This is a genomic window from Mesorhizobium sp. USDA 3734, assembly GCF_056279665.1.
In genome coordinates, this window is record NZ_JBWCCW010000001.1 from 1615489 (window position 1) to 1641158 (window position 25670).

Annotated in this window: 31 protein-coding genes and 1 pseudogene; 19 read left to right on the forward strand and 13 right to left on the reverse strand. The window is 64.8% G+C overall.

Annotated elements, in window-relative coordinates:
• Window positions 1-18: 18 nt before the first annotated feature.
• Entirely contained in the window at window positions 19-516 is a 498-nt protein-coding gene (locus tag ACZ89F_RS07630; RefSeq protein WP_476091132.1) for a GAF domain-containing protein, read from the forward strand.
• A 52-nt stretch (window positions 517-568) separates the two neighbouring features.
• Here ACZ89F_RS07630 and ACZ89F_RS07635 read toward each other — a convergent pair whose 3' ends face one another.
• The 3 genes from ACZ89F_RS07635 to ACZ89F_RS07645 all read right to left on the reverse strand — a co-directional run bounded on the left by ACZ89F_RS07635 (window position 569) and on the right by ACZ89F_RS07645 (window position 3260).
• Window positions 569-1624, reverse strand: coding sequence for a YeiH family protein (locus ACZ89F_RS07635; protein WP_476091133.1), 1056 nt, complete (start codon window positions 1622-1624; stop codon window positions 569-571).
• A gap of 288 nt (window positions 1625-1912) precedes the next feature.
• Complete coding sequence (locus ACZ89F_RS07640; RefSeq protein WP_476091134.1) at window positions 1913-2290, reverse strand: ester cyclase; 378 nt, start codon at window positions 2288-2290, stop codon at window positions 1913-1915.
• A 76-nt stretch (window positions 2291-2366) separates the two neighbouring features.
• On the reverse strand, window positions 2367-3260 hold the full coding sequence (locus ACZ89F_RS07645; protein WP_476091135.1) for a LysR family transcriptional regulator: 894 nt from the start codon (window positions 3258-3260) through the stop codon (window positions 2367-2369).
• A 150-nt stretch (window positions 3261-3410) separates the two neighbouring features.
• Between ACZ89F_RS07645 and ACZ89F_RS07650 the strand changes: the two genes are divergently transcribed.
• From ACZ89F_RS07650 to ACZ89F_RS07665, 4 genes are all read left to right on the forward strand, one after another.
• A complete protein-coding gene (locus ACZ89F_RS07650; protein ID WP_476091136.1) occupies window positions 3411-3806 on the forward strand; it encodes a (R)-mandelonitrile lyase in 396 nt (131 codons plus the stop codon).
• A 16-nt stretch (window positions 3807-3822) separates the two neighbouring features.
• The gene (locus tag ACZ89F_RS07655; RefSeq protein ID WP_476091137.1) at window positions 3823-4806 is read left to right on the forward strand and encodes an aldo/keto reductase; all 984 of its coding nucleotides are present in this window, start codon (window positions 3823-3825) and stop codon (window positions 4804-4806) included.
• A gap of 54 nt (window positions 4807-4860) precedes the next feature.
• Window positions 4861-5424 (forward strand): flavodoxin, encoded by a 564-nt coding sequence (locus ACZ89F_RS07660; protein ID WP_476091138.1) that lies wholly within the window; start codon window positions 4861-4863, stop codon window positions 5422-5424.
• A 65-nt stretch (window positions 5425-5489) separates the two neighbouring features.
• Window positions 5490-6230, forward strand: coding sequence for an SDR family oxidoreductase (locus ACZ89F_RS07665; protein ID WP_476091139.1), 741 nt, complete (start codon window positions 5490-5492; stop codon window positions 6228-6230).
• A 37-nt stretch (window positions 6231-6267) separates the two neighbouring features.
• On the opposite strand, the gene ACZ89F_RS07670 is transcribed toward ACZ89F_RS07665, so the two are convergent.
• Entirely contained in the window at window positions 6268-6858 is a 591-nt protein-coding gene (locus tag ACZ89F_RS07670) for a cation efflux transmembrane domain-containing protein (protein WP_476091140.1), read from the reverse strand.
• A 285-nt stretch (window positions 6859-7143) separates the two neighbouring features.
• On the opposite strand from ACZ89F_RS07670, the gene ACZ89F_RS07675 reads away from it, so the two are divergent.
• Together ACZ89F_RS07675 and ACZ89F_RS07680 are read left to right on the forward strand one after the other, a co-directional pair.
• Window positions 7144-7611, forward strand: coding sequence for a GNAT family N-acetyltransferase (locus tag ACZ89F_RS07675; protein WP_476091141.1), 468 nt, complete (start codon window positions 7144-7146; stop codon window positions 7609-7611).
• A gap of 149 nt (window positions 7612-7760) precedes the next feature.
• Window positions 7761-9194 (forward strand): aldehyde dehydrogenase family protein, encoded by a 1434-nt coding sequence (locus ACZ89F_RS07680; RefSeq protein WP_476091142.1) that lies wholly within the window; start codon window positions 7761-7763, stop codon window positions 9192-9194.
• Between the two features lie 303 nt (window positions 9195-9497).
• Here the strand turns inward: ACZ89F_RS07680 and ACZ89F_RS07685 are convergent, their stop codons facing one another.
• Entirely contained in the window at window positions 9498-10436 is a 939-nt protein-coding gene (locus ACZ89F_RS07685) for an IS110 family RNA-guided transposase (protein ID WP_476091143.1), read from the reverse strand.
• Between the two features lie 340 nt (window positions 10437-10776).
• Here ACZ89F_RS07685 and ACZ89F_RS07690 point away from each other — a divergent pair, with 340 nt between their 5' ends.
• The 8 genes from ACZ89F_RS07690 (at window position 10777) to arsK (ending at window position 16938) form a co-directional block, all read left to right on the forward strand.
• Window positions 10777-11187: an antitoxin Xre/MbcA/ParS toxin-binding domain-containing protein gene (locus tag ACZ89F_RS07690; RefSeq protein WP_476091144.1), complete on the forward strand. Its 411-nt coding sequence runs from the start codon at window positions 10777-10779 to the stop codon at window positions 11185-11187.
• Entirely contained in the window at window positions 11181-11879 is a 699-nt protein-coding gene (locus tag ACZ89F_RS07695; protein ID WP_476091145.1) for an RES family NAD+ phosphorylase, read from the forward strand. The genes ACZ89F_RS07690 and ACZ89F_RS07695 overlap by 7 nt, the downstream gene beginning before the upstream one ends.
• A gap of 66 nt (window positions 11880-11945) precedes the next feature.
• Window positions 11946-12278 (forward strand): ArsR/SmtB family transcription factor, encoded by a 333-nt coding sequence (locus ACZ89F_RS07700; RefSeq protein ID WP_476091146.1) that lies wholly within the window; start codon window positions 11946-11948, stop codon window positions 12276-12278.
• Between the two features lie 37 nt (window positions 12279-12315).
• Complete coding sequence (arsB, locus tag ACZ89F_RS07705; RefSeq protein WP_476091147.1) at window positions 12316-13425, forward strand: ACR3 family arsenite efflux transporter; 1110 nt, start codon at window positions 12316-12318, stop codon at window positions 13423-13425.
• Complete coding sequence (arsC, locus tag ACZ89F_RS07710; RefSeq protein WP_476091148.1) at window positions 13422-13844, forward strand: arsenate reductase (glutaredoxin); 423 nt, start codon at window positions 13422-13424, stop codon at window positions 13842-13844. Before arsB ends, arsC begins: the two co-directional genes overlap by 4 nt.
• Before the next feature lie 63 nt (window positions 13845-13907).
• Entirely contained in the window at window positions 13908-14228 is a 321-nt protein-coding gene (locus ACZ89F_RS07715; protein WP_476091149.1) for an ArsR/SmtB family transcription factor, read from the forward strand.
• 45 nt (window positions 14229-14273) lie between these two features.
• A complete protein-coding gene (locus ACZ89F_RS07720; protein WP_476091150.1) occupies window positions 14274-15704 on the forward strand; it encodes an NAD(P)-binding domain-containing protein in 1431 nt (476 codons plus the stop codon).
• Window positions 15697-16938, forward strand: a complete 1242-nt coding sequence (gene arsK, locus ACZ89F_RS07725) for an arsenite efflux MFS transporter ArsK (protein ID WP_476091151.1) — start codon at window positions 15697-15699, stop codon at window positions 16936-16938. The genes ACZ89F_RS07720 and arsK overlap by 8 nt, the downstream gene beginning before the upstream one ends.
• 22 nt (window positions 16939-16960) lie before the next feature.
• On the opposite strand, the pseudogene ACZ89F_RS07730 reads toward arsK, so the two are convergent.
• Window positions 16961-17050, reverse strand: a pseudogene (locus tag ACZ89F_RS07730) (polar amino acid ABC transporter ATP-binding protein); the annotation flags it as partial.
• Between the two features lie 80 nt (window positions 17051-17130).
• Here ACZ89F_RS07730 and ACZ89F_RS07735 point away from each other — a divergent pair.
• Both ACZ89F_RS07735 and ACZ89F_RS07740 read left to right on the forward strand, forming a co-directional pair.
• Window positions 17131-17421, forward strand: a complete 291-nt coding sequence (locus ACZ89F_RS07735) for an ArsR/SmtB family transcription factor (RefSeq protein WP_476091152.1) — start codon at window positions 17131-17133, stop codon at window positions 17419-17421.
• A 38-nt stretch (window positions 17422-17459) separates the two neighbouring features.
• Window positions 17460-18575, forward strand: a complete 1116-nt coding sequence (locus ACZ89F_RS07740; RefSeq protein ID WP_476091153.1) for an alkene reductase — start codon at window positions 17460-17462, stop codon at window positions 18573-18575.
• Between the two features lie 151 nt (window positions 18576-18726).
• Here ACZ89F_RS07740 and ACZ89F_RS07745 read toward each other — a convergent pair whose 3' ends face one another.
• The 7 genes from ACZ89F_RS07745 to ACZ89F_RS07775 all read right to left on the reverse strand — a co-directional run bounded on the left by ACZ89F_RS07745 (window position 18727) and on the right by ACZ89F_RS07775 (window position 24548).
• Window positions 18727-19485: an amino acid ABC transporter ATP-binding protein gene (locus ACZ89F_RS07745; RefSeq protein WP_476091154.1), complete on the reverse strand. Its 759-nt coding sequence runs from the start codon at window positions 19483-19485 to the stop codon at window positions 18727-18729.
• Between the two features lie 26 nt (window positions 19486-19511).
• Window positions 19512-20186: an amino acid ABC transporter permease gene (locus tag ACZ89F_RS07750; protein WP_476091155.1), complete on the reverse strand. Its 675-nt coding sequence runs from the start codon at window positions 20184-20186 to the stop codon at window positions 19512-19514.
• Window positions 20183-20854, reverse strand: coding sequence for an amino acid ABC transporter permease (locus tag ACZ89F_RS07755; protein WP_127255906.1), 672 nt, complete (start codon window positions 20852-20854; stop codon window positions 20183-20185). The genes ACZ89F_RS07750 and ACZ89F_RS07755 overlap by 4 nt, the downstream gene beginning before the upstream one ends.
• A gap of 106 nt (window positions 20855-20960) precedes the next feature.
• On the reverse strand, window positions 20961-21749 hold the full coding sequence (locus ACZ89F_RS07760) for an ABC transporter substrate-binding protein (RefSeq protein WP_476091156.1): 789 nt from the start codon (window positions 21747-21749) through the stop codon (window positions 20961-20963).
• Window positions 21750-21859: 110 nt separating this feature from the next.
• Complete coding sequence (locus ACZ89F_RS07765; RefSeq protein ID WP_476091157.1) at window positions 21860-23023, reverse strand: saccharopine dehydrogenase family protein; 1164 nt, start codon at window positions 23021-23023, stop codon at window positions 21860-21862.
• A complete protein-coding gene (locus ACZ89F_RS07770; RefSeq protein ID WP_027035297.1) occupies window positions 23020-23520 on the reverse strand; it encodes an Lrp/AsnC family transcriptional regulator in 501 nt (166 codons plus the stop codon). Before ACZ89F_RS07770 ends, ACZ89F_RS07765 begins: the two co-directional genes overlap by 4 nt.
• 155 nt (window positions 23521-23675) lie before the next feature.
• On the reverse strand, window positions 23676-24548 hold the full coding sequence (locus tag ACZ89F_RS07775) for a LysR substrate-binding domain-containing protein (protein WP_476091158.1): 873 nt from the start codon (window positions 24546-24548) through the stop codon (window positions 23676-23678).
• A gap of 138 nt (window positions 24549-24686) precedes the next feature.
• Between ACZ89F_RS07775 and ACZ89F_RS07780 the strand changes: the two genes are divergently transcribed.
• Both ACZ89F_RS07780 and ACZ89F_RS07785 read left to right on the forward strand, forming a co-directional pair.
• Entirely contained in the window at window positions 24687-24899 is a 213-nt protein-coding gene (locus tag ACZ89F_RS07780; protein WP_476091159.1) for a hypothetical protein, read from the forward strand.
• Window positions 24892-25659, forward strand: coding sequence for a sulfite exporter TauE/SafE family protein (locus tag ACZ89F_RS07785; RefSeq protein ID WP_476091160.1), 768 nt, complete (start codon window positions 24892-24894; stop codon window positions 25657-25659). The genes ACZ89F_RS07780 and ACZ89F_RS07785 overlap by 8 nt, the downstream gene beginning before the upstream one ends.
• Window positions 25660-25670 lie beyond the last annotated feature (11 nt).

A 25670-nucleotide genomic window follows, 5' to 3' on the forward strand; every position in this document is an offset into this window, starting at 1 on the left:
CGATACGGAGACAAGTTCATGTTTGCGGCCAAGGCCATCGACACGTCAGACAAAGCCGCATTCTATCGCGACCTCGCCGCGCAACTGAAGGCGCTGCTCGACGGCGAGCGCGATTCGATCGCCAACGCGGCCAACACCGCGGCACTGATCTTCCAGATGGTGCCGGACCTCAACTGGGCCGGTTTCTATTTCCTGCAGTCGGACGAGGAAATGGTGCTCGGACCGTTCCAGGGCAAGCCGGCCTGCGTACGCATCGCCGTCGGCAAGGGCGTGTGCGGAACCGCGGTCGAACTCGGCACCTCGATGCTGATCAAGGACGTACATGATTTTCCCGGCCACATCGCCTGCGACGCCGATTCGCGTTCGGAACTGGTCGTGCTGCTCGAGGACGATGACGGTGTCTTCGGCGTGCTCGATCTCGACAGCCCGCTGCCCGCCCGCTTCGACAAGGCCGACCAGGCCGGTATCGAGACGCTGGCGGCGATCTATGCCGCGGCGAGTTCCTTCGAGGACTGAGCTGCTCGTTAAGGAATGACGGTCGTTCGCCGTAGAGGACTACCTTTGGGTTCTAGGCGAGCTTGACCAGCATCAGGCTGAAGCAGCCGATGAACAGGAAGGCCGAGAAGGCGAGCGCCAGCGGGCGCAGGCCGCGTGAGCGCAACTGCGAAATGTCGGCCTGCAGGCCCATGGCGGCCAGCCCCATGGTCAGCATGATGGTGGTGGCGAGCACCATTGCCGACTTCACCTCGGCTGGCACCGTGACCAGGCTGTTCAGTGCCACCACAGTGACGAAGGCGGCGACGAACCACGGCATGGGCGGCCTTGCGGCCGAGTGGTCTCTCCTCTTGCGGCGGGCCATCAGGCCGAGTGCTACGACCATCGGCGCCAGCATGGCGACGCGGGTCAGCTTGGCGACGGTGGCGATCTCGCCGGACTGGGTGCCGTTCTGGAAACCTGCGCCGATGACTTGCGCCACCTCATGGATCGAAGCACCGGCCCACAGGCCGAAAGCGTGCTGGTCGAGGCCGAGCATGGGCGCCATGAGCGGAAAGCCGAGCATGGCGACGGTGCCGAACAAAGTGATCGAAGCGACGGCGTAGGTGACGTCCTCGTCGCGGGCATCGGTGACGATGTTGGTGGCGACGATGGCCGAGGCGCCACAGATCGAGGTGCCGGCGGCGATCAACTGCGCCAGCTTGGCGTCGACGCCGATCAGCCGGCCGAGCGTGATGGTGAAAACGAAGGTGGCGCCAAGCGTCAGCGCAACAATGCCGACGCCGCCGGCGCCGATCGAGACGACCTGGCCCAGCGTCAGTTGGAAGCCGAGCAGCACGATGGCGAAGCGAAGCAGCCGCTTTTGCGAGAATGCGATGCCGGCCTTGGCATGGGCGTGCGTGCCGAGCACGTTGGAGTAGATCATGCCGGCGACCACGGCGAGGATCATCGGGCTGAACAAGGCGAAGCCGGAGACATTGCGGGCCGAGAAGGCGACGGCAGTGATCATCGTGACAAGGACGATGCCGGGGACGATTCCATTCCAATTGAGGGATTTTCGCCCTTGTGCCAGATCGGCAGGAAACGCGCTTTCCGGAATATCGTTCGCGAAGTGGGAAACGGAAGACAATGCAATGCTCCAGGCGGGTACGCTGGGAGAATGTCATTCCTACACCGATCTTTCCAACGAATTATTCTCGTTAGAACGATCGATTTTTACGAACGATTCCTCGGGCGCTAACGCCGCCCCTCATTGCCCTGCCGGGCATTCTCCCCGCAAACGGGGAGAAAAAAGCTGCGGCAACGACGGCAATTGGCGAAATCGTCGATGATGGCGTCCTTCTCCCCGTTCCACGGGGAGAAGATGGCGGCAGCCAGATGAGGGGCGGCGCAGACGTCGCCTTCTGGCCGATCTGCATCAAAGCTGCGCTTCGATGGCCGCCTTGTCGATGATCGACCAGACGTGCCTGATCCTGCCGTCGAGAAATTCATAGAAGACGTTCTCGCTGAAGGAGACCTTCCGGCCGTTGATGGGCAGGCCGAAGAAGGTTCCCTTCGGCGTGCAGTTGAACTGGAGCCGGCTGGCTATGAACGGCGGTTCGGCGATCAGCAGCTGGATGTCGAAATAGAGATCCGGGATTTCCCGAAAATCGCGCTCCAGCATTTCCTGGTAACCCGACAGCCCGACGCGGTTGCCGTTGTAGTGCACCTCGTCGTGAACGAACCGGTGCAGGTTGCGCCAATCCTGATCGTTGAGGCAGGCGATGTAGCCTCGGTAGAGGTCGGTCACGGTCACGGCGATTGCTCCGGTGCTGGCGTCCTTGGAAAAGACCTCGGTCGCGCAGGAAGATAGAACGACCAGTCCAGACGTTCTAATCCCGGTAGCGCAGCGCGTCGACCAGCAGGGAGAACGCGGGCGTCGCCTGCCGGCGGCTGGGGTAATAGAGGTGGTAGCCGGGGAAGGGCGGGCACCAGTCGGCAAGCACCCGCACCAGTTCGCCACCGGCAAGCCGCGTGCGCGCCTGGTCCTCGGGCAGATAGGCGAGTCCCAATCCGGCGACCACGGCATTCATGCGCAACGCGGCTGTGTTGAACACCAACTGGCCTTCGACCCGCACCTTCAGCTCGCGCCCGGCCTTCTCGAACTCCCAGGCATAGAGCCCGCCATAGGTCGGCAGCCGCAGATTGATGCAATTGTAGTCGGTCAGGTCCTGCGGCACGCGTGGCTTCGGCCGCGTGGCGAAATAGGCCGGCGACCCGACCACCGCCATGCGCATATCGGGGCCGATGCGCACCGCGATCATGTCGCGCGCCACCTGTTCGCCGAGCCGCACGCCGGCGTCGTAGCGCTCGGCGACGATGTCGGTCAGGCTGTAGTCGACGATGATCTCTATCCTGATGTCGGGATAGTCGGGCAGGAATTTCGCCAACGCCGGCCACAGGATCGCATCGGCTGCGTGCTCGCCGGCGGTGATGCGGATGGTGCCGGCGGGTTTTTCCCGCAAGGCGCTGAGCGTGGCGAGCTCAGTCTCGATCTCGTCGAGCCTTGGCCCGATGGTGCGAACCAGGCGCTCGCCGGCTTCGGTCGGTGAGACGCTGCGCGTGGTGCGCGTCAGAAGCCTCACGCCCAGCCGCTCCTCCAGTGCGCGCACCGTATGGCTGAGCGCCGATTGGGAAACGCCGAGCTTGGCCGCCGCCCTGGTGAAGCTCTGTTCGCGCGCGACGGCAAGGAAGGCGGTCAGCTCGTTCAGATTGTCTCGCGGCATTCATGAGCCCTTCTCATAAGTACATGCCGGCTATAGCAGCTAATCATGGGCAATCGCAGGCCCTAGATTGGCATCATCACAATTGGGCGGCTCGGCGACCCTGATGACCGGTCGCAGTGTCCTGCCCGGCGCAGACGAAGGGAAGAAACCATGGACATCAAGCGAAGCGGCTCTCAAGCTTCGGCCAAGGGACCGGGCGACTGGTTCACCGGTACAGTGCGCATCGACCCGCTGTTTGCGGCCATTGCACCAGCCCGTGCGGCCGGCAACGCCGTCACCTTCGAGCCCGGCGCGCGCACCGCCTGGCACACCCATCCGCTCGGCCAGTTGCTGATCGTCACCGCCGGCTGCGGTCGCGTGCAGCGCGAGGGCGGCCCAGTCGAGGAGATCCGGCCCGGCGACGTGGTTCGTTTCGAGCCGGGCGAAAAACACTGGCACGGCGCGGCACCCACCACCGCCATGACCCACATCGCCATCCAGGAAGCGCTCGACGGCAAGGCGGTCGACTGGATGGAGCATGTCAGCGACGCGCAGTACCAAGCCTGAACAAAGGAAGACGACAATGCAAAAGCGCACACTTGGAAACAACGGCCTCGAAGTCTCAGCCATCGGGCTGGGCTGCATGGGGCTGAGCTATGGCTATGGTCCGGCGACCGATAAAAAGCAGGCCGTCGAGCTCATTCGCGCCGCCGTCGACAGCGGCGTCACCTTTTTCGACACAGCGGAGGCCTACGGTCCGTTCGTCAATGAAGAGCTGCTGGGCGAGGCGCTGGCGTTGGTCCGCGACAGGGTCGTCATCGCGACCAAATTCGGCTTTGCCGGCGGCGAGGTGTCGCGCGGCATGGACAGCCGGCCGGAGCACATCAGGGAGGTCGCCGAGGCGGCGCTGAAGCGGCTGAGGACCGATCACATCGATCTGCTCTATCAGCATCGCGTCGACCCCAATGTGCCCATCGAAGATGTGGCGGGTGCGGTGAAGGAACTGATCGCCGAGGGCAAGGTCGGGCATTTCGGCCTCTCGGAGGCCGGCGCGCAGACCATCCGCCGTGCGCATGCCGTGCAGCCGGTCGCGGCCCTGCAGAGCGAATATTCGCTGTGGTGGCGCGAGCCGGAGAAGGAGGTCATTCCGACGCTGGAAGAACTCGGCATCGGCTTCGTGCCGTTCAGCCCGCTGGGCAAGGGGTTTCTGACCGGCGCCATCAGCGAGGCCACCACTTTCGCCAGCGACGATTTCCGCAACATCGTGCCGCGCTTCTCGCCCGAGGCGCGCAAGGCCAACCAGACGCTGGTCGACGTGCTCGGCGCCATTGCAAAGGCCAAGCAGGCGACGCCGGCGCAGATCGCACTGGCCTGGCTGCTGGCGCAGAAGCCGTGGATCGTGCCGATCCCCGGCACCACCAAGATCAGCCGCCTGAGGGAAAACATCGGCGCGGCCAGCGTCGTGCTGAGCGCCGACGAATTGCGCGACATCGAGAGCGCCGTGTCCACGATCACCGTGCAAGGCGACCGCTATCCGGCGCATCTGCAGGCGAGGGTCGGGCGCTAGAGCCAAGCGCAGGAGGGCGAGATGAGCCAACCGGTCTCAAGACGGAGTGCACTGATGACCGCGCTTGCATTTCCACTGGGTGTCGGTGCCGGATCGAGCCTGCCTGCCGCCGCGTCGAACGCGCGGCAGGCGGGTGGCGCAAAAATTCTGGTGGCATACTACACCCGCACCGGCAACACGCGTGTCATCGCGCGCCAGATCAGCCGGGCCCTCGGTGCGGATCTTTTCGAGATCCGGACCGTCGATCCCTACCCGGAAGACTACGAGCAGCAGGTCGCGGTGGCGGAGCAGCAGCGGGTGTCCGGTTTCGAACCGCCGCTCGCCGCCACGGTGCCCGACATCGAATCCTGCGAGACGGTGTTCCTCGGATTTCCGATCTGGGGCATGACCGCGCCTTCGGTGATCCGCTCCTTCCTGGCGACACACGATCTGTCCGGCAAGACATTGGTGCCGTTCATCACCCATGGCGGCTACGGCCTGGGGCAGAGCCTGAAAGCCCTCGCCGACCATGCACCAGCGGCGCGGCTCATCGAAGGTTTTTCCAAACAGTGCGACCAGGAGCGCGAGACGCTTGAAGAGGTCACAGGCTGGCTGGGCAAGATCAAAATGCCCGGCTGAGCCGCCAACTCGAACGCCGAGGGCTGCCGTGGGCAGCGAAGCTGAAGATCGGAAAGGACATCATCATGACCGAGAACATCAAGGGCAAGGTCGTCGTCATCACCGGCGCCAGCAGCGGGCTGGGCGAAGCTGCCGCGCGGCTTCTGGCGAAAGAGGGCGCAAGGCTGGTGCTGGGCGCGCGGCGCCTTGACCGGCTGCAGGCGCTCGCCGGCGAGTTGTCGCTTGGCAAGGACGCCATCCTGGCGACCGACGTGACCGATGTCGGCCAGGTCCGGCGTCTGGTCGACCATGCGGTCAAGATTCATGGCCGCGTCGACGTGATCATCAACAATGCCGGCCTGATGCCGCACTCGCCGCTGGAGCGCGGCAAGGTCGAGGACTGGGACCGGATGATCGACGTCAACATCAAGGGCGTGCTCTACGGCATTGCCGCGGCACTGCCGCACATGAAGACGCAGAAGAGCGGCCACATCATCAACGTATCGTCGGTCGCGGGCCACAAGGTCGGGCCGGGCGGGGCGGTCTATGCCGCCACCAAGCACGCGGTGCGTGTCATCTCGGAGGGCCTGCGGCAGGAAGTAAAACCCTACAACATCCGCACCACCATCATCTCGCCCGGTGCCGTGGCGACCGAGCTGCCCGACAGCGTCACAGAGGCCGATGTCGCCGAAGGCGTGCGCGCGCTCTACGACCGGGTGGCCATCCCCGCCGATTCCTTCGCCAAGACGGTGGTGTTCGCCATGAGCCAGCCCGACGAGGTCGACATCAACGAGATCCTGTTTAGGCCGACGGCGCAGGAGTATTGAAGCCGCAAGGATCGTGCCCGGATCGGGCGGTCGTGTCTCAGTTTGAAATTTGGCTTTCTGCGAACTCGCGTCTTGCGGCCGTGAAAACCTCGCGGGCAGCGTCCGCATTCATGACGGCGATTGCAAGGCCAATGACAATATCTGGCCAGGCCGAGTTCCACACAAATGCCGTGACCAGGCCGGCGGCAATGATTGCGACATTGGCCAGGACATCGTTGCGCGCCGACAAGAATGCTGCGTGGGTAAGGCTGCCGCTGTGATGGCGATAGCGAGCGAGCATCAGCGCGCACGACAGGTTGACGAGGATCGCGCCAGCCGCGGTAAGCGTTAGCGGAACGGGCGCTGGCGGGATTGGAACGTTGAACTTCTCCCAAGCCGTCCAAAGGGTCGCCAAAGCCGGGATCAGAAGTACCCCGGCCAGCGCCATTCCAAGCCGCGCTCGATTACGGATAGTCCAGCCCAGCGCAACCATGATCAGCAGGTTGACGGATGCATCCTCGAGAAAATCGATGCTGTCCGCGAACAGCGATACAGATCCGATCCAAACGGCGACGGCAAACTCGATACCGAAATAGCCAAGGTTCAGGATGGCGACCATCCGCACCGCCTTGCCTAGCGTTCCGGTCATATCCTGTCCTCATCAATTGCCGCTGCCGCAAGGCATATAGGGTTTCCATGACATGAGACATTTCCGATTTCAGCGGTCGCCTTGACAACGCTGCGTTTCCTGCTCCAGCTTGGCGCCATGTTCGTCTTTGCACCCGTCATCACCAAGCGACGCCGCACCTGCACAGTGCGGAGCGGCAAGCTGATTGCGCGACGAAAAAGACCGGCAGGATAGGCACGGTTCATTCGTTTCCAGCCCCGCTCACCTCAAACAGGTCGGCGGGGTTTTCATGTCTGGAGCACTTTGATGACCATCGTTTCTTCCATCCGGCTTCGGCCGGCCGCGGCGTCGGATGCCGCCGCGATCAGGGATATCGTTCGGGCGGCCTATGCCAAATGGGTGCCGGTGATCGGCCGCGAGCCGCTGCCGATGCGCGCCGACTACGACAAGGCCGTTGCCGAGCATCCGTTCGATCTCGCCGTCGAGGGCGATCAGATCGTCGGGATGATCGAAACCATCCTGGCCGACGACCACCTCTGGATCGAGAATCTCTGCGTCGTCCCGCAGGCGCAGGGCAGGGGGATCGGCCGGCTGTTGCTGGAGCTGGCCGAGCGCAAGGCGATCGAAGCAGGACGTCCCGAGCTTCGCCTGCTGACCAATGGAGCGTTCGAAGCGAATGTGTCGCTCTACAAGAGGCATGGCTATAGCGTGGATCGGGAAGAGCCGTTCCTGAATGGTGTGACGGTCTATATGAGCAAACGATTGGCTGGCTAACGCACATAGATCGCCGCTGGCCGCTCTGGCTCAACGACTGCCGCGCTGGCTTAACCACTTCGGGGGTTGCGTTTGACAGCGGCGTTTGTGCATCGTTATCTCCAGCCAGATATGACGGCCGGCACGGCCATGCGGCCAAGGAGAAAACCATGTCACACAATCTGCAGTTCTATATCGATGGCGCGTGGGTCGATCCTGTTGTGCCCAACACGCTCGACGTCATCGATCCCTCGAACGAGGATGCCTTCGCCCAGATTTCGCTCGGCTCCAAGGCCGATGTCGACAAGGCGGTGGCCGCCGCCAAGCGCGCCTTCAACAGCTTTGGTTTCACCGAGGTTGGCGATCGGCTCGAACTGTTGAACCGCATCATCGCGGTCTACAAGAAGCGCAGCGCCGATCTTGCTGTCGCCGTGTCGCGCGAGATGGGCGCGCCGCGCCAGATGGCGTTGGACAGCCAGGTCGGCATCGGCCTTGCGCATCTGCAGAAGATGGCTGACGTGCTGAAGACCTTCGAATTCCGCCACGTCAAGGGCAACCATCTCGTGGTCAAGGAGCCGATCGGCGTCGTCGGCCTGATCACGCCGTGGAACTGGCCGCTCAACCAGATCACCTGCAAGGTTGGTCCGGCGCTCGCCGCCGGCTGCACCATGGTGCTCAAGCCCTCCGAGATCGCGCCGCTCGACGCCATCATCTTCGCCGAGATCCTGGACGAGGCCGGCGTGCCGAAGGGCGTCTTCAACCTCGTCAATGGCGACGGTCCCGGCGTCGGCCAGGCGCTTTCCAGCCACCCTGACATCGACATGATGTCGTTCACCGGTTCGACCCGCGCCGGCATCCTGGTGGCCAAGGCCGCCGCCGACACGGTCAAGCGCGTGCATCAGGAGCTTGGCGGCAAGTCGGCCAACATCCTGTTCGGGGATGTCGACCTCGCAAGCGCCGTCAGCAAGGGCGTCGCCGGCTGCTTCAGCAACAGCGGCCAGTCCTGCAACGCGCCGACGCGCATGTTCGTGCCGCGCGACCGCCACGACGAGGCGGCCGGCTATGCCAAGGCGGCTGCGGAAAAGTTCACCGTCGGCCCCGCCGACGCTGCCGGCACCAAGCTTGGCCCGGTCGTCAGCCAGGTCCAGTTCGACAAGATCCAGGACCTGATCCAGGCCGGCATCGACGAAGGTGCGACGCTGGTCGCCGGCGGCCCCGGCCGTCCGGCCGAACTCAACCGCGGCTATTATGTCCGGCCGACGGTGTTCGCCGACGTCACCCACGACATGCGCATCGCGCGCGAGGAGATCTTTGGGCCGGTACTGGCGATCATGCCCTATGACAGCGTCGACGAGGTGATCAACACCGCCAACGACACCGTCTATGGCCTCGCCTCCTACATCCAGGCCAAGGACATGAAGAAGGCGCGCGAAGTCGCGGCGCGCATGCGCACCGGCAATGTCTACATCAACTATCCCACCTGGGACGCCGGCCTGCCGTTCGGCGGCTACAAGCAGTCGGGCAATGGCCGCGAATACGCCGAATACGGGCTCGAGGATTTCCTCGAGATCAAGGGCATCGCGGGGTATGAGGCGGCGGAGTAAAACTGGTCAGGGGCACGCCACGATACGTGGCGCGCCGTCTGCCCGGTATTGCCGAGGTCCGCGCCGCCCCTCATTGCCCTGCCGGGCGTTCGTCATTCGAAAAGCCAAGCAATTGGCTTTTCGTCCGCTTGGCGGACCATCCCTCAACTCCCCGTATAGTGACGGGGAGAAAGACGCCGTCATGGACGGTCTCGCCAATCTTCAATGTTGCAGAATAGGCGCCAGCGATGCGGCCATCTCCCTTCTCCCCGTCACTATCCGGGGAGGAGGTGCCGGCAGGCGGATGAGCGACTATCTGGGGTGTCAAGTTGCATTTGCGAAATCGATGCGCGCGTCGCGTGCTTTTGCATTGAGAATGACGAGCAGCTTGCGGGCGAGCGCGATGCGGATGACCATCTTCTCCTTTCCCGCGCCCTGCAACCGTTGATGGAAGGCAGCAAGGTGAGGATCGTATCTGGCGACGGTGCGGGCAACGAGGAAGAGAATGGAGCGCGGGCCTTCGCGACCACCGCGCACCGACCGGCGGCCACTGCGCTTGCCACTATCATTGGCGATCGGCGCGAGGCCCGCGAGCTTGGCGATGGCTTTGTTGGAGAGGATGCCGATCTCGGGCAGTTCGGCCATGAGGCGGGCCACGGTGCGCGAGGCGACGCCCTTGAGCGATCGGAAGGCCTGGTCGAGACAGGCCCACAAGGGATCGTCGTCGATCAGCGAGGCGATCTCGCCTTCGAGCCGGCGGCTCTGGCGCTTGAGCAGAGCAATGACCTCGTCGAGGCTGATGATGGTCTCGGCATCGCGAGCCGCGCTACGGCGCTGCTTCTGGATGGTGAGGTCGCCGGTGACCTGGGAAAGCCGGGCGACCAGCGCCTTGAGCCGTTGCTGGGCCACGCTCGGCGGCGGCGTCGGCTGCAACCGCTTGACCTGCCCGTAACGGGCGATGACGGCGGCATCGATCCTGTCGGTCTTCTCCAGATACCCCATCGCCTCGGCGAAGTAGCGAACGCTCCTCGCATTGGCCATGCCGCAGGGTTGCCCCATCTCCCACAACAGCAGGAAGGCCAACCGTTCGTAGCCGCCACTGGCCTCCATGACGACGAGTTCGACGTCATTGGCCTGACACCAGGCGGCCAGATCGGCGATGCCTCCCGCATCGTTGGCGAAACGGCCTGCCGTTCCGATCGGCTCGATATGGACGTCGAGCCAGTCTTTCGAAATATCTATTCCACAGAGGGTCTTGTTCACGGTAACCTGCCTTGTGCGTGCGATTGGAGCCAAGCGACTATTCGGTCGTGCGTGACGAAGGCGAAGATCCCAGGCTCATCCACGGTTGTAGCCGCAGGGGTAACGGGCGACTTCGCCAAGCCTCGGGCCGGACGGCCATCCAGCCCGAGGCTCAGTCGCTTCCATCGCACAAAATCATCCCTGTGCAGATACAAGGGGCAGCGCTGACCTCGGCGATTGGTGGTCTCAATCACGGGTGGGAATTATCGCCGGCTGAAGCGATCGTTTGTGCTGCTTTGGTCTCATTTCTTGCCATTTGGCAAATACATGCTATATCTCTGCCAATAGCGAGGGAGCGAAAATGCAGCTTCAGCCCATAGTCACCACACCGGCCACGGTCGGAGCCGCCATCACTGATGACGAGGCGGGCGCCTTGGCGCGCACCACTGTCAACCTGTTCAAGGCCTGGAACCTCACCGACCTCGAGGCCTGCATCCTGCTCGGCGGCATATCGGCGCGTACCTGGGCCCGCTGGAAAGAAGGCGGCATCGGCAGGATCGACCGCGACCTGCGCACCCGCATGGCGCACCTGATGGGCATCCACAAGGGCCTGCGCTATCTGTTCACGGAGCCGGCGCGCGGCTACGCCTGGATCCGCAAGCCCAATGCCGCCTTCGGCGGCCAGTCGGCTCTCGACCTGATGCTGCGCGGCGAAATCTCCGATCTCTCGGCGATGCGGGAATGGCTCGATGCGGAGCGTGGTGCATGGTGAGTGGGCTTGCGGTCCGTCGCCGCGTCGACTGGCACCAGACCTTCCGCATCATCCGCTCCATCCATCCACCGATCGACCTCTTCGAGGACATTGCCGACCCGCGCGACTGGGAGGCGCTGGCCGCCGTCGAGGCGAAGACCAACCCGCGCATAAGGTTCGAGATAGGCGACCTCGGCAAGGTGTCGGCCGCAAGGCGGGTTTCCGGCCCCGGCGCCAGCTTCGTGATGGCGCCCTTCGTGCATTGTTCGACGCTGCGACCCGGACGCTTCTCGGATGGCAGCTACGGCATCTACTATGCCGGCGACAGCGAGGAGGTGGCGCTGGCCGAGACCATCCACCACCATCAGAAATTCATGCGCGCCACCAACGAGGGTCCGGGCTGGACGGCTGACTTTCGCGTGCTGATCGGCAGTGTCGACCGCGACCTCGATGACGTGAACGCCGTGCCCGGCGTGCTCGATCCGGACGACTACACCGCCTCGCAGGCGGAAGGGCGGGCGTTGCGGGCTGCCGGCAGCGATGGGCTGGTGTGGAACAGCGTGCGCATGCCGGGCGGCGGCTGCATCGGCATGTTCTGGCCCGACGCGATCACCATTCCCGTCCAGGGCCGCCATTACAGCTACCACTGGGACGGCGCCCGCGTGGATTTCGTGCGTCAGCACGACACGGGAAAGGTGCTGGCCGTCACCTGATGGCGGGCGATCACCCTTTACAGATCGCGGAGAAGCCGATATCCATAAATCCAAGGATTTGGATGTATGGATAAGATAGACAGTTTGAACGCGCTGGCGGCCCTTGGCCAGGAGACGCGGCTGGATGTCTTCCGGCTGCTCGTGCGCGCCGGACCGGAAGGCATTCCGGCGGGCGAGATCGCGACAAGGCTGGACACAGTCCAGAACACCATGTCGGCGCATCTGAAGGTGCTCGCCCATGCCGGGCTGATCCGCCCCGAACGCGACGGCCGGATCGTGCGCTACGTCGCCGACATGACCGGCTTGCGCGACCTGCTGGCCTATCTGATGGAAGATTGCTGCAATGGCGCGCCAGAGCTCTGCCGTCCGGTCATCAACGCCGTGACCTGTGACTGCTGACTGTCCGCCGCGCGTCGTCAAAACAAGGAAGGCCATCATGACCGATCACGCTCTCAACGCGAACGATACGGCGCGGCCCGGCATCGGCTTCGTCGAGAAGTATCTGACGGTGTGGGTGGCGCTGTGCATCGTCGCGGGCATCGCGCTCGGCCATCTGCTGCCAGGCGTGTTCGGCGCCATCGCGTCGGCCGAGATCGCCAGGGTCAACATTCCCATCGCCGTGCTGATCTGGCTGATGATCGTGCCGATGCTTTTGCGCGTCGATTTTGCCTCGCTGGCCAGTGTCGGCACCTACTGGCGCGGCATCGGCGTGACGCTGTTCATCAACTGGGCGGTGAAACCGTTCTCGATGGCGCTGCTGGGCTGGCTCTTCGTCGGCTGGCTGTTCCGGCCCTGGCTGCCTGCCGCGCAGATCGATTCCTACATTGCCGGGCTGATCATCCTTGCCGCGGCGCCTTGCACGGCGATGGTGTTCGTCTGGTCGAACCTGACGCGCGGCGAGCCGAATTTCACGCTGTCGCAGGTGGCGCTCAACGACGCGATCATGATCGTTGCCTTCGCGCCCATCGTCGGCCTGCTGCTCGGCCTGTCGGCGATCACCGTGCCATGGGGCACGCTGATGCTGTCGGTCGGGCTCTATATCGTCGCGCCGGTCATCGTCGCGCAGCTGGTTCGGGGCCGGTTGCTGGCGGCAAGCGGGCAAGGCGGGCTCGATGCGTTGCTCGCCGCGCTGCAGCCCCTGTCGATGGTTGCGCTTTTGGCAACGTTGGTGCTGCTGTTCGGCTTCCAGGGTGAGCAGATCATCGCGCAGCCGCTGGTGATCGTGCTGCTGGCGGTGCCGATCCTGATCCAGGTCTATTTCAACTCCGGCCTTGCCTATCTGCTCAACCGCGTCAGCGGCGAACGCCACTGCGTGGCCGGACCATCGGCGCTGATCGGCGCGTCGAATTTCTTCGAGCTGGCGGTGGCCGCCGCGATCGCGCTGTTCGGGCTGAATTCGGGCGCTGCCCTTGCCACTGTGGTCGGCGTCCTCATCGAGGTTCCGGTCATGCTGTCGGTGGTGTGGATCGTGAACCGCAGCAAGGGTTGGTACGAAGAGGGCGGCGCCGTCAGGAGTACCATGTCGACTGAGAGGATCGCCAAATGACCATCACCATCTATCACAATCCGGCCTGCGGCACGTCGCGCAACACGCTGGCCATGATCCGGCAGTCGGGCGAGGAGCCGGAGGTGATCGAATATCTGAAGATGCCGCCGTCGCGCGAAAGACTGGTGGAGCTGATCGCGGCGATGGGCATGATGCCGCGCGACCTGCTGCGCGAGAAGGGCACGCCCTATGTCGAGCTCGGCCTTGCCGACCCGAAATGGTCCGACGAGCAAATCCTCGATTTCATGCTGGCGCACCCGATCCTCATCAACCGGCCGATCGTGGTCAGCCCGCTCGGCGTCGTCCTGGCACGGCCGTCGGAAAAGGTGCTGGACATCCTGCCCAACCCGGAGATCGGCGCGTTCACCAAGGAGGATGGCGAGGTGGTCACCGGCGCCTCGGGCAAGCGGGTTGGCTGACGCTATTTCCATATTTTTCGAAATTGAGTTGACGGCATGAAAGATGTCGCCTAGCTTATTTCCATGAAACTCGAAAAAGCAGCCGCCCAACTCGAAGCGCTCGGCAATCCGACGCGGCTTCAGCTCTATCGCATCCTGGTGCGCGCCGGTGATGACGGGCTTGCCGTCGGCAGTGTCCAGGGCAAACTCGACATTCCGTCCTCGACGCTGTCGCATCACCTCAAGCGGCTGGTCGATACCGGCTTGGTGACGCAGGAGCGGCAGGCGACGACGCTGATCTGCCGCGCCAACTATCCCGGCATGAATGCGCTGATCGGCTATCTCGCCGACGAGTGCTGCGCCGATGCCACCTGCGCGCCCGCCGCCAGCAAAACATTGGCCTGATTTTTTTTGGACGTATAATTCGAAGATACCGGAAGGATCGAATCTATGGACATGATGACAGATCTCCCCGTCGCGGTGATCGGCGCCGGCCCGGTCGGGTTGGCCGCCGCGGCGCATCTGGTCGAGCGCGGCATCCGTCCGCTGATTCTGGAGCGCGGCGAAAACGTGGGTGCGGCACTGCTCGAATGGGGCCATGTGCGGGTGTTTTCGCCATGGGAATACAACATCGACGCGGCGGCGCGGGCGCTGCTCGACCGCGCCGGCTGGACCGCGCCGGACTGCCAAGGACTGCCGACGGGCGGCGAGATCGTGCGCGATTATCTGGCGCCGCTTGGCCGGCTGCCCGCGATCGCCGCCAATCTGAAGCTTGGCGCCGAGGTCACCGCGGTCACCCGTCAGGGACATGACAAGGTCGCCAATGACGGCCGCAAGGACGCGCCCTTCGTCATCCGCTATCGCGATGCCGGCGGCGAGCACCGCGTTCTCGCGCGTGCCGTCATCGACGCATCCGGAACATGGTGGCGGCCAAACCCGATCGGCGTCGACGGCCTGCCGGTTCCCGGCGAAAGCGCGGCTTCTCGGCGCGTCGCCTATGGCATTCCCGACGTGGTCGGCAAGGCGAGAGAAGACTATGCGGGCAAGCGCGTGCTGGTCATCGGCGGCGGACACTCGGCCATCAACGTTGCTCTGGCGCTGATGGAACTGCAGGACGCGGCACCTGGCACCGAGATCTTCTGGGCGCTGCGCCATGCCAGCGTCGACAGATTGCTCGGCGGCGGGCTGAACGACCAGTTGCCCGAACGCGGCGCGCTCGGCCTAGCAGCCAGGCAGGCGATGACGGATGGCAGGCTGAACATGCTGGCGCCTTTCGCCGTAAACCGCATCGAGACGCAGGGCGAGGGGCTCGTCGTCGATGCCCACCTCGCCGGCGAGCCGTTCAGCCTGGCCGTTGACCGCATCGTCGTCACCACCGGCTTCCGGCCCGATTTGTCGTTCCTCGGCGAAATCCGCATCGCGCTCGATCCCGTCGTCGAAGCGCCGCCGGCGCTGGCACCGCTGATCGATCCGAACTTCCACTCCTGCGGCACGGTTCCCGCGCATGGCATCGCGGAACTCGCACATCCCGAACCCGGCTTCACCATCGTCGGCTCGAAATCCTACGGCCGCGCCCCGACCTTCCTGATGGCGACTGGCTACGAGCAGGTCCGTTCGGTGGTCGCCGACATTGCCGGAGACCATGCCGCGGCCCGCGAGGTGCGGCTGGTGCTGCCGGAGACCGGCGTGTGCAGCGCCGTCGGTGTCGTGACGGCACCGGAAAGCGCCGGCTGCTGCGGCGGGCCAGCGCTCGCCACTGTCGATGCCTGCTGCGTCGAGGATGCGCACGCCAAGGCCAAGGGCGGGTCGGGCTGCGGCTGCGCCACCGCGCCGGCCAGCACCGAGGCGCGAGAGAATATGGCAGCCAGCGTCGATGCCTGACCGGTCGGTCCTGCGCAAGGCGATCTGGGCGCTGGGGCTGACCCAGATCATCGGCTACGGCACGCTCTTCTACAGCTTCTCGATCCTGGCGCCGGCAATGGCCAGGGAGTTCGGCCTTAGGGAAGGCTGGGTGTTCGGCGCCCTGTCCGCCTCGCTGTTTGCCGGCAGCCTGTTCGCGCCGACGGCCGGGCGGTGGGCCGACCGCTTCGGCGCCGGCCGCATCATGACCATCGGCTCGGTCGCGGCGGCGGTGGCGCTGGCGCTGTGCGCCATCGCGCCCGGCCGCGTGACCTTCGCTCTCGCATTGCTGGCAATGGAGCTGGCCTCCAGCTTCGTCCTCTACAGCGCCGCCTTCGTGGCGATCGTGCAGATTGGGGTTCCCCGGCCGCAACGCAGCATCACCCACCTGACGCTCATCGCCGGGTTCGCCTCGACCCTGTTCTGGCCGCTGACCTCGGCGCTGCATGCGCAGCTGACATGGCGCGAGGTCTATCTTTTGTTCGCCGCACTCAATCTCGGGCTCTGCCTGCCGATCCACGCCTGGCTGATGCGCCTGTCGCGCCGCCACGCCACGGCCGCGAGCCAAGAGCGCGGGCCGTCCCATGAAGCGGGCGCGCCGCTCGGTCCGCGGCGCGGCCGGGCCGCGTTCCTGCTCATGCTGGCGGGGTTCGCCACCGAGGGCTTCGTGCTGTCGGCGATCCTCATCCACATGGTGCCGCTGACGGCGGCCCTTGGGCTCGGCACCGCCGGCCTGTTCGTTTCGACCCTGTTCGGACCGGCGCAGGTCGCCAGCCGGTTGATCAACATGCTGTTTGGCGGGCGGCTTCAGCAAACGCATCTTGCCGTCATTGCAGCTTTGCTGCTCACCGCCGGGTTGTGCGCGCTGCTGCTGACCACGCCATGGCTACCCGGCGCCTTCCTGTTCGTGTTGCTGTTCGGCCTCGGCTCCGGCCTCACCAGCATCGTCGGCGGCACCTTGCCGCTCGAACTCTTCGGACGCGAGGGCTATGGCGTGCGGCTCGGCTGGGCGAGCGCTGCCCGCCAGTTCACCTCGGCCTTCGCGCCGTTCGCGCTTGCCTTCATGATGGCGCGGACATCCGTCGCCAACTCGCTATGGGTGCTGGTGGTCGTCGCCGCGAGCGGCGTGATCGCCTTCCTCGCCATCGCGCTTTTGAGACGGCGCGCTGGCCGGGTCGCGTTCGCGATTGGCGGCAGCCCGGAAGAGGCGACCTGAAGCGCGTTGGCATGCGGTGCCTTCAATGCCTGAGTATCTTGCTGAGGAAGGCGCGGCTGCGGTCGGTCTTGGGGTACGAGAAGAACTCGTCCGGGGTGCCGCTTTCTCCGATCACCGGCAAAAATGGAATGGTTTTCCTGCCATATCGTCTCTACCCGATCTATATATCGGTTGAGATCGATGCAGGTGAATATGGACCAGGACATCATATTGAAGGCGCTGGCGCATCCGTTTCGACGGGATGTCCTGGCGTGGCTGAAGGAGCCTGAACAGCACTTCGCCGCGCAGGCGCATCCGCTCGAGATGGGTGTCTGCGCCAGCCAGTTCGACCGTCGCGGCCTGGCGCAGTCCAGCGTCTCGGCGCACCTGGCGACGCTGGCGTCGGCCGACCTCGTCACGACACGGCGGGTCGGCCAATGGGTGTTCTACAAGCGCAACGAAGAAACCATCGCGGCCTTCCAGGCCTCCCTGTCCGGTCTCTAACGATCCTCCCCCGTCCTCCCCCATGAAAGGCTTTTCTCATGACTACACTCTTTGATCCGCTGCAGGCCGGCGACCTGGCGCTGGCGAACCGCATCGTCATGGCGCCGCTGACGCGCAATCGTTCACCCAATGCGGTCCCCGGCGACCTCTCGGTCACCTATTATGGTCAGCGCGCCACGGCCGGGCTGATCGTGACGGAGGCCACCGCCATCAGCCATCAGGGCCAGGGCTATGCCGACGTGCCAGGTCTCTATGGGGCGGATCAGCTTGCCGGCTGGAAGCGTGTCACGGACGCGGTCCATAGAGCCGGCGGCAAGATCGTGGTCCAGCTCTGGCATGTCGGACGCATCTCGCATGTTTCGTTGCAGCCCGGCGGCGGCAAGCCGGTGGCGCCGTCGGCGATCAGGGCAAACTCCAAGACTTTCCTGGTCAGGCCGGATGGCAGCGGCGAGTTCGCCGAAACGTCCGAGCCGCGCGCGCTCGATGCGGCCGAAATCCCCGGCATCGTCGATGATTTCCGCCGCGCCGCCAAGGCGGCGATCGAGGAGGCAGGTTTCGACGGCGTCGAGATCCATGGCGCCAATGGTTATCTCGTCGACCAGTTCCTGCGCTCGGGCACCAACCATCGCACCGATGACTATGGCGGTTCCATCGAGAACCGGACGCGCTTCCTGTTCGAGGTGGTCGACGCGGTCGCGGGCGCCGTCGGCGCCGGCAGGACCGGAATCCGGCTGTCGCCGGTGACGCCCGCCAACGACACTTCGGATGCCAATCCGCAGCCGTTGTTCAACCATGTGGTGGCGGGCCTGGGCAGCCGGGGCCTGGCCTATATCCATATCGTCGAAGGCGCGACTGGCGGCGCGCGCGACTTCAGCCAGGGCGACAAGCCGTTCGACTACGCGGAACTCAAGGCCACCTATCGCAAGGCTGGCGGACGCGGTGCCTGGCTGGTGAACAATGGCTACGACAAGGAACTGGCCGAAAAGGCCGTTGCCGACGGGAAGGCGGACCTTGTCGCGTTCGGCAAGCTGTTCATCGCCAATCCCGACCTCGTGAGCCGGTTGAAGCGGAATGCCGAACTCAACGCCCCCGACAAGGCGACGTTCTATGGCGGCGACGCCAGGGGCTATACGGACTATCCGACGGCAGCCTGAGCCACCCGGACGGTTTGCCCTTTCGCCCGCAGCGGAAGGGCAGCCGGTCGGCGTACAGATCCGTTGCAAGGCAACGCTATTCTTCGATTGATACAATGGCCGCCGGACAGATTGACGGGAAGCGCCGAGAAGGCGCTCCCTGTCGCCGCCCTCAATGCCTCAGAATCTTGCTCAGAAAAGCGCGGCTGCGGTCGGTCCTGGGATGCGAGAAGAACTCGTCCGGCGTGCCGCTTTCGACGATGGCGCCGGCGTCCATGAATACCACGCGCTGGGCGACCTTGCGGGCAAAGCCCATTTCGTGCGTCACCACCATCATGGTCATGCCTTCCTCGGCGACCGCGACCATGACGTCGAGCACTTCGGAAATCATCTCGGGGTCGAGCGCGGAGGTCGGCTCGTCGAACAGCATGATCTTGGGCCGCATGCCCAGGCAACGCGCGATCGCCACGCGCTGCTGCTGGCCGCCGGAGAGCTGTGCGGGATAGGCATTGACCTTGTCGGCCAGGCCAACCTTGGCCAGCAATTCGCGGCCGGCTTTTTCGGCTTCAGTGCGCGGGATCTTGCGGACATGGATGGGGGCGAGCGTCACGTTCTCGAGCGCGGTCTTGTGCGGGTAGAGGTTGAACGACTGGAAGACGAAGCCGATCTCGGTGCGCAGCTGCGTCATGTTGGTGGCGGGGTCGCCGAGGCGTTGGCCGTCGACGACGAGGTCGCCGTCCTTGATCGCCTCCAGGCCGTTGACGCAGCGGATCAGCGTGCTCTTGCCCGAGCCGCTCGGGCCGCAGACGACGACCACTTCTTTCGGTTCGACGCTGAGCGTGATGTCCTTCAGCACATTGAGCGAGCCGAACCATTTGTTGACGCCGCGAAAGTCGATCATGCCGGTTTTGGTCAAGCCCGTTTTGGTCATGTTTTCTGGACCTTTGGGGTTGGAGGTCACAACTGCACCTCGCCATGCGCCGCACCCATGCGGCGTTCGAGCCGGCGGGCCAGCATGATCAGGGGATAGCAGACGATGAAATAGCCGACCCCGACCAGGAAGAAGACCAGCAGGCCGTTGGGCACACGCTGCACCACCAGCCAGCCGACGCGGGTGAGGTCGGTCAGTCCGATCGCCGAGACGACGGAAGAATCCTTGATCAGCAGCACATATTGCCCGACCAGCGGCGGCAGCACGATGCGCATCGCCTGCGGCAGCACCACCTGGCGCATGCGCTGCCAGCGCGACAGGCCGGACGCGAGTGCCGCCTCGACCTGGCCGGTTGGTACCGAGCGGATGCCGGCGACGACGATCTCGCAGATAAAGCAGGCGGCCAGATTGGTCAGCGCGATGATGCCGGCGGTGAAGGCGTCGAGCTCGATGCCGAACTCCGGCAGGATGAAGAAGATCAGGAATATCTGCACCAGGAACGGCGTGCCACGGATGAGATCGACCCAGGCCCCGATCAAGCCCGAGATCAGACGGTTGCCGCCGGTGCGCAGGATGCCGAGGCCGAAGCCGAGCATGGTGCCGAGCATCAGGCTGATCAGCGACAGCACCACGGTCATGCCGAGGCCGCGCAGGGCCAGCGGATAGGAGCCGGCGAGGCTTTGCAGCTGTTGCCAGATCATGTCCGCGCTCCCGCCGTGCCGAGCCAGCGGCTGGAGAGGCCAGCCAGTCCCTTCAGTCCGTAATAGAGCAGCAGATAGAAGGCGGCGATGGTGAGAAAGCCTTCCGCCGGCATGAAGCGGTCGGAGGCGAGCAACTGGCCGGCGCGCGTCAGTTCGGAAACCGAGATCAGCGACAGCAGGGCGGAATCCTTGACCAGCACGATCGCCTGGCCGAGCAGCGGCGGGATCGTCACCTTGAAGGCCTGCGGCAGGACGACCAGGCGCATGCGCTGGACATAGGTCATGCCCGAAGCGACGCTGGCTTCGACCTGGCCGCGCGGGATCGACAGGATGCCGGCACGGATGATTTCAGCGATGTAGGCGCCGCTGTTGAGCGACAGCGCCAGGATACCGACGACGAGCTCCGGCAGGACGAAGCCGAGCCGGGGCAGGCCGAAATAGAGGAAGTAGAGCTGCGCCAGCAAAGGCGTGGCGCGCACGGCATCGATATAGGCCTTGGCTGGCACGCGAAACAGCCAGCCTCGCTGCAGGTTCATGGCGCACAGCACGATGCCGACGATGAGCGCGCCGACAAAGGACAGCGCCGACAGCCAGACGGTCGTGACCAAGCCCTGCCCGAACAGCGGCAGGTATTCGACGATGGTGCGGAAACTGAAATTTTCGAGCATCGTTGGGTGAAATCCCCAGAGTGCAGGAAACGACGGATGAAGCGAAATTCCGGGCGGTTTCGCGGCGCTTGAGGCGCGCGCGAAACCACCCGGATTCTATCGCTGCTTAGTGATCCTTCTTCCAGGCGTCGGAATTGACCCAGTAGTCGAGGTTCTTCTGCAGGCGGCCGTCGATAGTGACCTGGTTGAGGAACAGGTTCATCCAGATCAACAGGTCCGGCTCGTCATAGCGGGTGGCGAAGGCAAGCGGCTCCTTCGACAGAAGGTCCGGCATGATGGTGAAGGTGCCGGCCGGATAGGCGGTCGACTGGCCCTTGACCGCCGAGACGTCGTTGACGCCGCAATCGGCCTGGCCGTTGTTGACGGCGTCAAGCAGCAGCGGACCGCCGCCCTTGTAGCTCTTGATGTCGGCATCGGGGAAAGCGGTCTTGGCTTCCTTCTCGCCGGTGGCGCCGAGGAGCACGGCGATCTTGGTGCCCTTGGCCTTGCAGTCCTCGGTGGTCTTGAACTTGCTGTCGGCCTTGGTGAAGACGGTGCTGCCCGTGTACATGTAAGGCGTGGTGAAGGCGACCTTCATGCCGCGTGCCAGCGTCGGTGTCATATCGGCGACCAGCAGGTCGGCCTTTCCGGACAAGAGCGCCGGGATCAGGCCATCCCAGTCGAAGTCGAGGAAGGTGATCTTGACGCCCATTTCCTTGGCCATCAGTTCAGCAAGTTCCACCGAGCTGCCGGTGCGTTCGCCATTGGCGCCGACCAGCGAGAAGGGGGGACCTTGGGTCTGCACTGCGACGCGCAGTTCGCCGCGCTTGGTGATGTCGTCGAGCGTACCGGCGCTGGCAGCAGTGGTGAGCCCGGCGAGTGCAAGTCCGGCGATGAAAAGTCTGGCAATCTTCATTTCGTATTCCTCCTTGTTTTATTGTTCCACGTTGTTTTTCACCCCTGGGGGTGCTTTTTGAGCGGCAGCGCCGTTGCCGGCGGCAGCCACCGTTCGAAAATCTTTTCTCCTCAGTCCCGTGCCACCGTCTCGGAAACCGTGATGCCACGCTTGGCCAGTTCGTCGAAGAACCTGATGTCGGGCACATCCAGCAGCGGGTTGAGCAGGCCGGGTTTGGTGATCTCGCCGCGCGCCAGCATCTGCGCCACGATGCTGGCGGGGTAGCCGACACCGAGGCTCATGCCGAACAGGCCGGAAGCCAGGTCGCGTTCGATGATCAGGTCCGACGTCACCGTCTTGGCGCGGCCGCCTTCGAGGCCGGAAAAGACATTGCGCATCACGCACAGATCCTTTTCGCCCGGGCCATATTGCAATTGCGGACCGAGCAGCCGGCCGAGGAATTCGCGCGGACTGTTGGAGGTGCCGGGCACCTTATCTTCGGAGAGGAAGCCGAGCTCCTTCAGCGGCGCCCAGAAGGCCGACCATCCCGGCCAGCGCAGCGTGTAGCGGCCGGAGCGGCGCAGCCCCTTGGCCGCGTCCAGCATCTCGACATAGTGCAGCGCATCGCCATTGGGGAAGGCTTCCAGCCTGCCGAGGCCCGCGACCTCGATCTCATGGATGAACGGATTGTCGTGCTGCTGGCCGGCCGGCACAGCGACGCGTTTTCCGTCCTCGATCATCACGCTGTCGCGGTTCTGGCTGACCAGGACCATGTCGAAATTCCAGCTCACCTTGTAGCAAAGCGGCTTGGCCATCGCCTTCGGTTCGGGGATGCCGCCGCAATAGGAATCGATCGAGGAAATCGAAGAGAACTGCCTGGCTGCGCGCGCGTAGAGCACGAGGTCGATGCCGGGGTCGAGCCCGCATTCGGTCATGATCGAGACGCCCGCCTGTTCGGCGGCCGGCGCCAGGTCGGCGATCGACTTGGCGTAGTTGGTGGTGACCAGCGGCGTGCATGTGGCGATCGCGGCCTGCACCGCCTCGCGCATCAATGGCTGCGGCAACAGGTCGATGGCGGCGTCGACCTCATCAAGCACGTTGGCCAGCGCCGGGCCGATCGCGCCGTCAGGCACCACGAAGCGCACGCGGACAAGATCGGTCAGGCCGGCAAGCCGGGCCGGGCCGTCCGCTGCGGTGTCGACGCAGACGATTTCCTCGACACCGTCGCTCGCGACGAGGTCGGCGATGGCCGCCCGGCCTTGCAGGCCGAGGCCGCCGAGTACCGCGATCTTCATGCCGGCTCCTTGCGGTCGTCCGACCAGCAGCCTTCCGGCAGGCTGACCCATTTGTTGCAGGACGCCATGACGACGAAGGTCTCGCTGCGCACGACTTCACCCGGCTCGCCGGCACCCGGGATCAGCTCGCTGGTGACGCGGTAGAGGTCGGCGACGTCACCGGCCACCGTCACGTCGACGATGATGTCGAAGCGCCCGGTGACGACCGAGGCTGAATTGACGAAGGGCAGTTCGGAAATTCGCTGCGCCAGCTCGCGGGCCCGGCCGCGCCCCTGGGCGTTGATGCCGACAATGGCCGAGATCAACTCGGGCCGCTCGGTCAGGTTCAAGAGCCCGACGATCTTGAGCAGGTTGCGATCGAGCAGGTTGCGCAGCCGCGTGCGCACCGTCGGCACCGAAATCGCCAATATCTCGGCGATGCGGTTGATGCCCGGCTGTGCATCCTGCGACAGCTGTTTGACCAGCCGCCGATCGGTCAGATCGAGATGTTCCCGCAAAGTCCCCGTCTTTCATAAAAGGAAAAAACTTCGGCAATTTTTTTGCCAATGTGCAAACAAGCTACGTCACGAATATTTGAAAAGCAAGGCCATGATTCAACGCTGATGGGGATGGCGGCGCCGGTTGGCTCAGCCTTGCGGTCGCCGGTCCGGCTTCAGACCAGCGCTGCCGCCAGCAGTTTTGCCTGTGGTGTCAGCTCGTCGAAGCGGCGGGCGCAGAGGTTGAGCTGGCGCGTCGCCCAGTCGTCGGTCAGCCGTAGTGTGCGCAGCGAGCGTGCCGAGTGGCGCGCCGCACTTTCCGGCACGATGGCGATGCCGGCGCCTTGCGCGACCAGGCGACAGACATTGTCGAGGCCGGGCACGCGGATGCGAAAATGCAGGTGGCCGCCGAGACGGGCGGCCTGGCGGGTGATGTGCTCCTGCAGCGCATGACCGGTGCTGAGGCCAACGAAGGATTCGCCGAGAACCTCAGTGAGGCTGACGGTTCTGCCTTCGAGGCCTGGCCGGTTCCGCGCGGCGATCACCACCAGCCGGTCGATGAAGAACGGTTTCTGCTCGAGATGCGACAGGCCGGCCCAGGTCGCGGCAATGCCGAGATCGGCGGCACCGCTGGCCACGGCCTCGGCGATCTCGTGGCTGGGGCGCTCGTCGAGGTCGATGTCGATGGCGGGGTGCGCGACAAGGAAGGCGGGCAGGATGTCGCGCAGCAGCTCGGCTGTGGCGGCGGTGTTGGCCATCAGCCGCACGCGGGCGCGCAGGCCCGTGGCATAGGAGGCGAGGTCGCCGGCCATCGCCTCGACCTGGTTCTGCACGGCGCGCGCATGATGCAGCAGCGCCTGGCCGGCGGCCGTCGGCACCACGCCACGGCGGCGGCGCTCCAGCAGCGGCGCGCCGAGCCGCTCCTCCATGCCCTTGATGCGGGCGCTGGCCGAGGCCAGGGCCAGTCCGGCAAGCTTGGCGCCATGGGTAATGCTGCCGCGTTCGGCCACCAGCAGGAACAGCCTGAGATCGACCAGATCGAAGCGCATTTTTTGCTCCTGCAAATGCTCCGGCGACCGCAGCCGGCTCCTTGCCTCAGCCTTCGTCCTGGCCGAAGGCTGGCAGCGCAACTTCCACATTGTGATCGGCCGAGATGTTCGTCAAACAGTTTTGCGTGGAGATCTGTGATGAATGAACGAACATCAGGCCGGCTCGGCATTCTTGAAAGCACGGCGATTGTGCTGGCCGTCGCCGTGGCTTGCCTTGCCATGGCGCGTGCGGAGCCAGGCCTGCGGGGATGGACGGCGACGGTCGCACCCACCAGCCGCGATGCGGCGCCGGCAAAGGCGGAGGCCGCTAACCCGGATGCCGACGCAACCGACATGCTGCTGCATGACTGATCCCGCCCTGAGCATGAGCGCCGGCGTCCTCGCCTGGATCGGCGCCGTCTTCCTCGCCGCCGGTTTCGTCAAGGGCGTCGTCGGCATGGGGCTGCCCACCGTGGCGATGGGCTTGCTGGCGGTGACGATGCCGCCGGCGCAGGCCGCCGCTTTGCTGCTGATCCCGTCGCTGGTCACCAATCTCTGGCAATTGCTGACCGGCCCGTCCTTCAGCGGCCTGTGCAAGCGGCTGTGGACGATGATGGCCGGGGTGGTGCTCGGCACCGTCACTGGTGCCGGCCTGCTGACCGGCGCGCATACGGGCGCGGCCTCGGTGGGGCTGGGCGTGGCGCTGGTGCTCTATGCGATCCTTGGCCTCGCCAAGGCCGGCTTCACCACGCCGGCGCGCCATGAGGCCTTGATGTCACCGCTGGTCGGCGTGGCGACCGGCCTGGTCACCGGCGCCACCGGCATCTTCGTCATTCCGGCGGTGCCCTATCTGCAATCCCTGCGGCTGGAGAAAGAAGACCTGATCCAGGCGCTCGGCCTGTCCTTCACTGCGTCAACGGCAGCGCTCGCCATCGGCCTGTTCAGGACCGGCGCCCTGGCGTCGCCGACGGCGCAACTGGCGGGGTCGCTCGTGGCATTGGCGCCGGCGCTGGCCGGCATGTTCGCCGGTCAGGCGCTGCGCCAGACGATGAGCGTTGAGACCTTCCGCACGGTGTTCTTCGCCGGGTTGCTGGTGCTGGGGGGCTATCTGGCGGGTGACGGTATTCTGTAGCTTGCGGCAGG

Excerpts from the sequence above, each read along its gene's own strand:
- ACZ89F_RS07630 (WP_476091132.1), top strand. The coding sequence starts at position 19 with ATGTTTGCGGCCAAGGCCATCGACACGTCAGACAAAGCCGCATTCTAT.
- ACZ89F_RS07645 (WP_476091135.1), bottom strand. The coding sequence starts at position 3,260 with ATGCCGCGAGACAATCTGAACGAGCTGACCGCCTTCCTTGCCGTCGCG.
- ACZ89F_RS07650 (WP_476091136.1), top strand. The coding sequence starts at position 3,411 with ATGGACATCAAGCGAAGCGGCTCTCAAGCTTCGGCCAAGGGACCGGGC.
- ACZ89F_RS07655 (WP_476091137.1), top strand. The coding sequence starts at position 3,823 with ATGCAAAAGCGCACACTTGGAAACAACGGCCTCGAAGTCTCAGCCATC.
- ACZ89F_RS07660 (WP_476091138.1), top strand. The coding sequence starts at position 4,861 with ATGACCGCGCTTGCATTTCCACTGGGTGTCGGTGCCGGATCGAGCCTG.
- ACZ89F_RS07665 (WP_476091139.1), top strand. The coding sequence starts at position 5,490 with ATGACCGAGAACATCAAGGGCAAGGTCGTCGTCATCACCGGCGCCAGC.
- ACZ89F_RS07670 (WP_476091140.1), bottom strand. The coding sequence starts at position 6,858 with ATGACCGGAACGCTAGGCAAGGCGGTGCGGATGGTCGCCATCCTGAAC.
- ACZ89F_RS07675 (WP_476091141.1), top strand. The coding sequence starts at position 7,144 with ATGACCATCGTTTCTTCCATCCGGCTTCGGCCGGCCGCGGCGTCGGAT.
- ACZ89F_RS07680 (WP_476091142.1), top strand. The coding sequence starts at position 7,761 with ATGTCACACAATCTGCAGTTCTATATCGATGGCGCGTGGGTCGATCCT.
- ACZ89F_RS07690 (WP_476091144.1), top strand. The coding sequence starts at position 10,777 with ATGCAGCTTCAGCCCATAGTCACCACACCGGCCACGGTCGGAGCCGCC.
- ACZ89F_RS07695 (WP_476091145.1), top strand. The coding sequence starts at position 11,181 with ATGGTGAGTGGGCTTGCGGTCCGTCGCCGCGTCGACTGGCACCAGACC.
- ACZ89F_RS07700 (WP_476091146.1), top strand. The coding sequence starts at position 11,946 with ATGGATAAGATAGACAGTTTGAACGCGCTGGCGGCCCTTGGCCAGGAG.
- arsB (WP_476091147.1), top strand. The coding sequence starts at position 12,316 with ATGACCGATCACGCTCTCAACGCGAACGATACGGCGCGGCCCGGCATC.
- arsC (WP_476091148.1), top strand. The coding sequence starts at position 13,422 with ATGACCATCACCATCTATCACAATCCGGCCTGCGGCACGTCGCGCAAC.
- ACZ89F_RS07715 (WP_476091149.1), top strand. The coding sequence starts at position 13,908 with ATGAAACTCGAAAAAGCAGCCGCCCAACTCGAAGCGCTCGGCAATCCG.
- ACZ89F_RS07720 (WP_476091150.1), top strand. The coding sequence starts at position 14,274 with ATGGACATGATGACAGATCTCCCCGTCGCGGTGATCGGCGCCGGCCCG.
- arsK (WP_476091151.1), top strand. The coding sequence starts at position 15,697 with ATGCCTGACCGGTCGGTCCTGCGCAAGGCGATCTGGGCGCTGGGGCTG.
- ACZ89F_RS07735 (WP_476091152.1), top strand. The coding sequence starts at position 17,131 with ATGGACCAGGACATCATATTGAAGGCGCTGGCGCATCCGTTTCGACGG.
- ACZ89F_RS07740 (WP_476091153.1), top strand. The coding sequence starts at position 17,460 with ATGACTACACTCTTTGATCCGCTGCAGGCCGGCGACCTGGCGCTGGCG.
- ACZ89F_RS07745 (WP_476091154.1), bottom strand. The coding sequence starts at position 19,485 with ATGACCAAAACGGGCTTGACCAAAACCGGCATGATCGACTTTCGCGGC.
- ACZ89F_RS07750 (WP_476091155.1), bottom strand. The coding sequence starts at position 20,186 with ATGATCTGGCAACAGCTGCAAAGCCTCGCCGGCTCCTATCCGCTGGCC.
- ACZ89F_RS07755 (WP_127255906.1), bottom strand. The coding sequence starts at position 20,854 with ATGCTCGAAAATTTCAGTTTCCGCACCATCGTCGAATACCTGCCGCTG.
- ACZ89F_RS07760 (WP_476091156.1), bottom strand. The coding sequence starts at position 21,749 with ATGAAGATTGCCAGACTTTTCATCGCCGGACTTGCACTCGCCGGGCTC.
- ACZ89F_RS07765 (WP_476091157.1), bottom strand. The coding sequence starts at position 23,023 with ATGAAGATCGCGGTACTCGGCGGCCTCGGCCTGCAAGGCCGGGCGGCC.
- ACZ89F_RS07775 (WP_476091158.1), bottom strand. The coding sequence starts at position 24,548 with ATGCGCTTCGATCTGGTCGATCTCAGGCTGTTCCTGCTGGTGGCCGAA.
- ACZ89F_RS07780 (WP_476091159.1), top strand. The coding sequence starts at position 24,687 with ATGAATGAACGAACATCAGGCCGGCTCGGCATTCTTGAAAGCACGGCG.
- ACZ89F_RS07785 (WP_476091160.1), top strand. The coding sequence starts at position 24,892 with ATGACTGATCCCGCCCTGAGCATGAGCGCCGGCGTCCTCGCCTGGATC.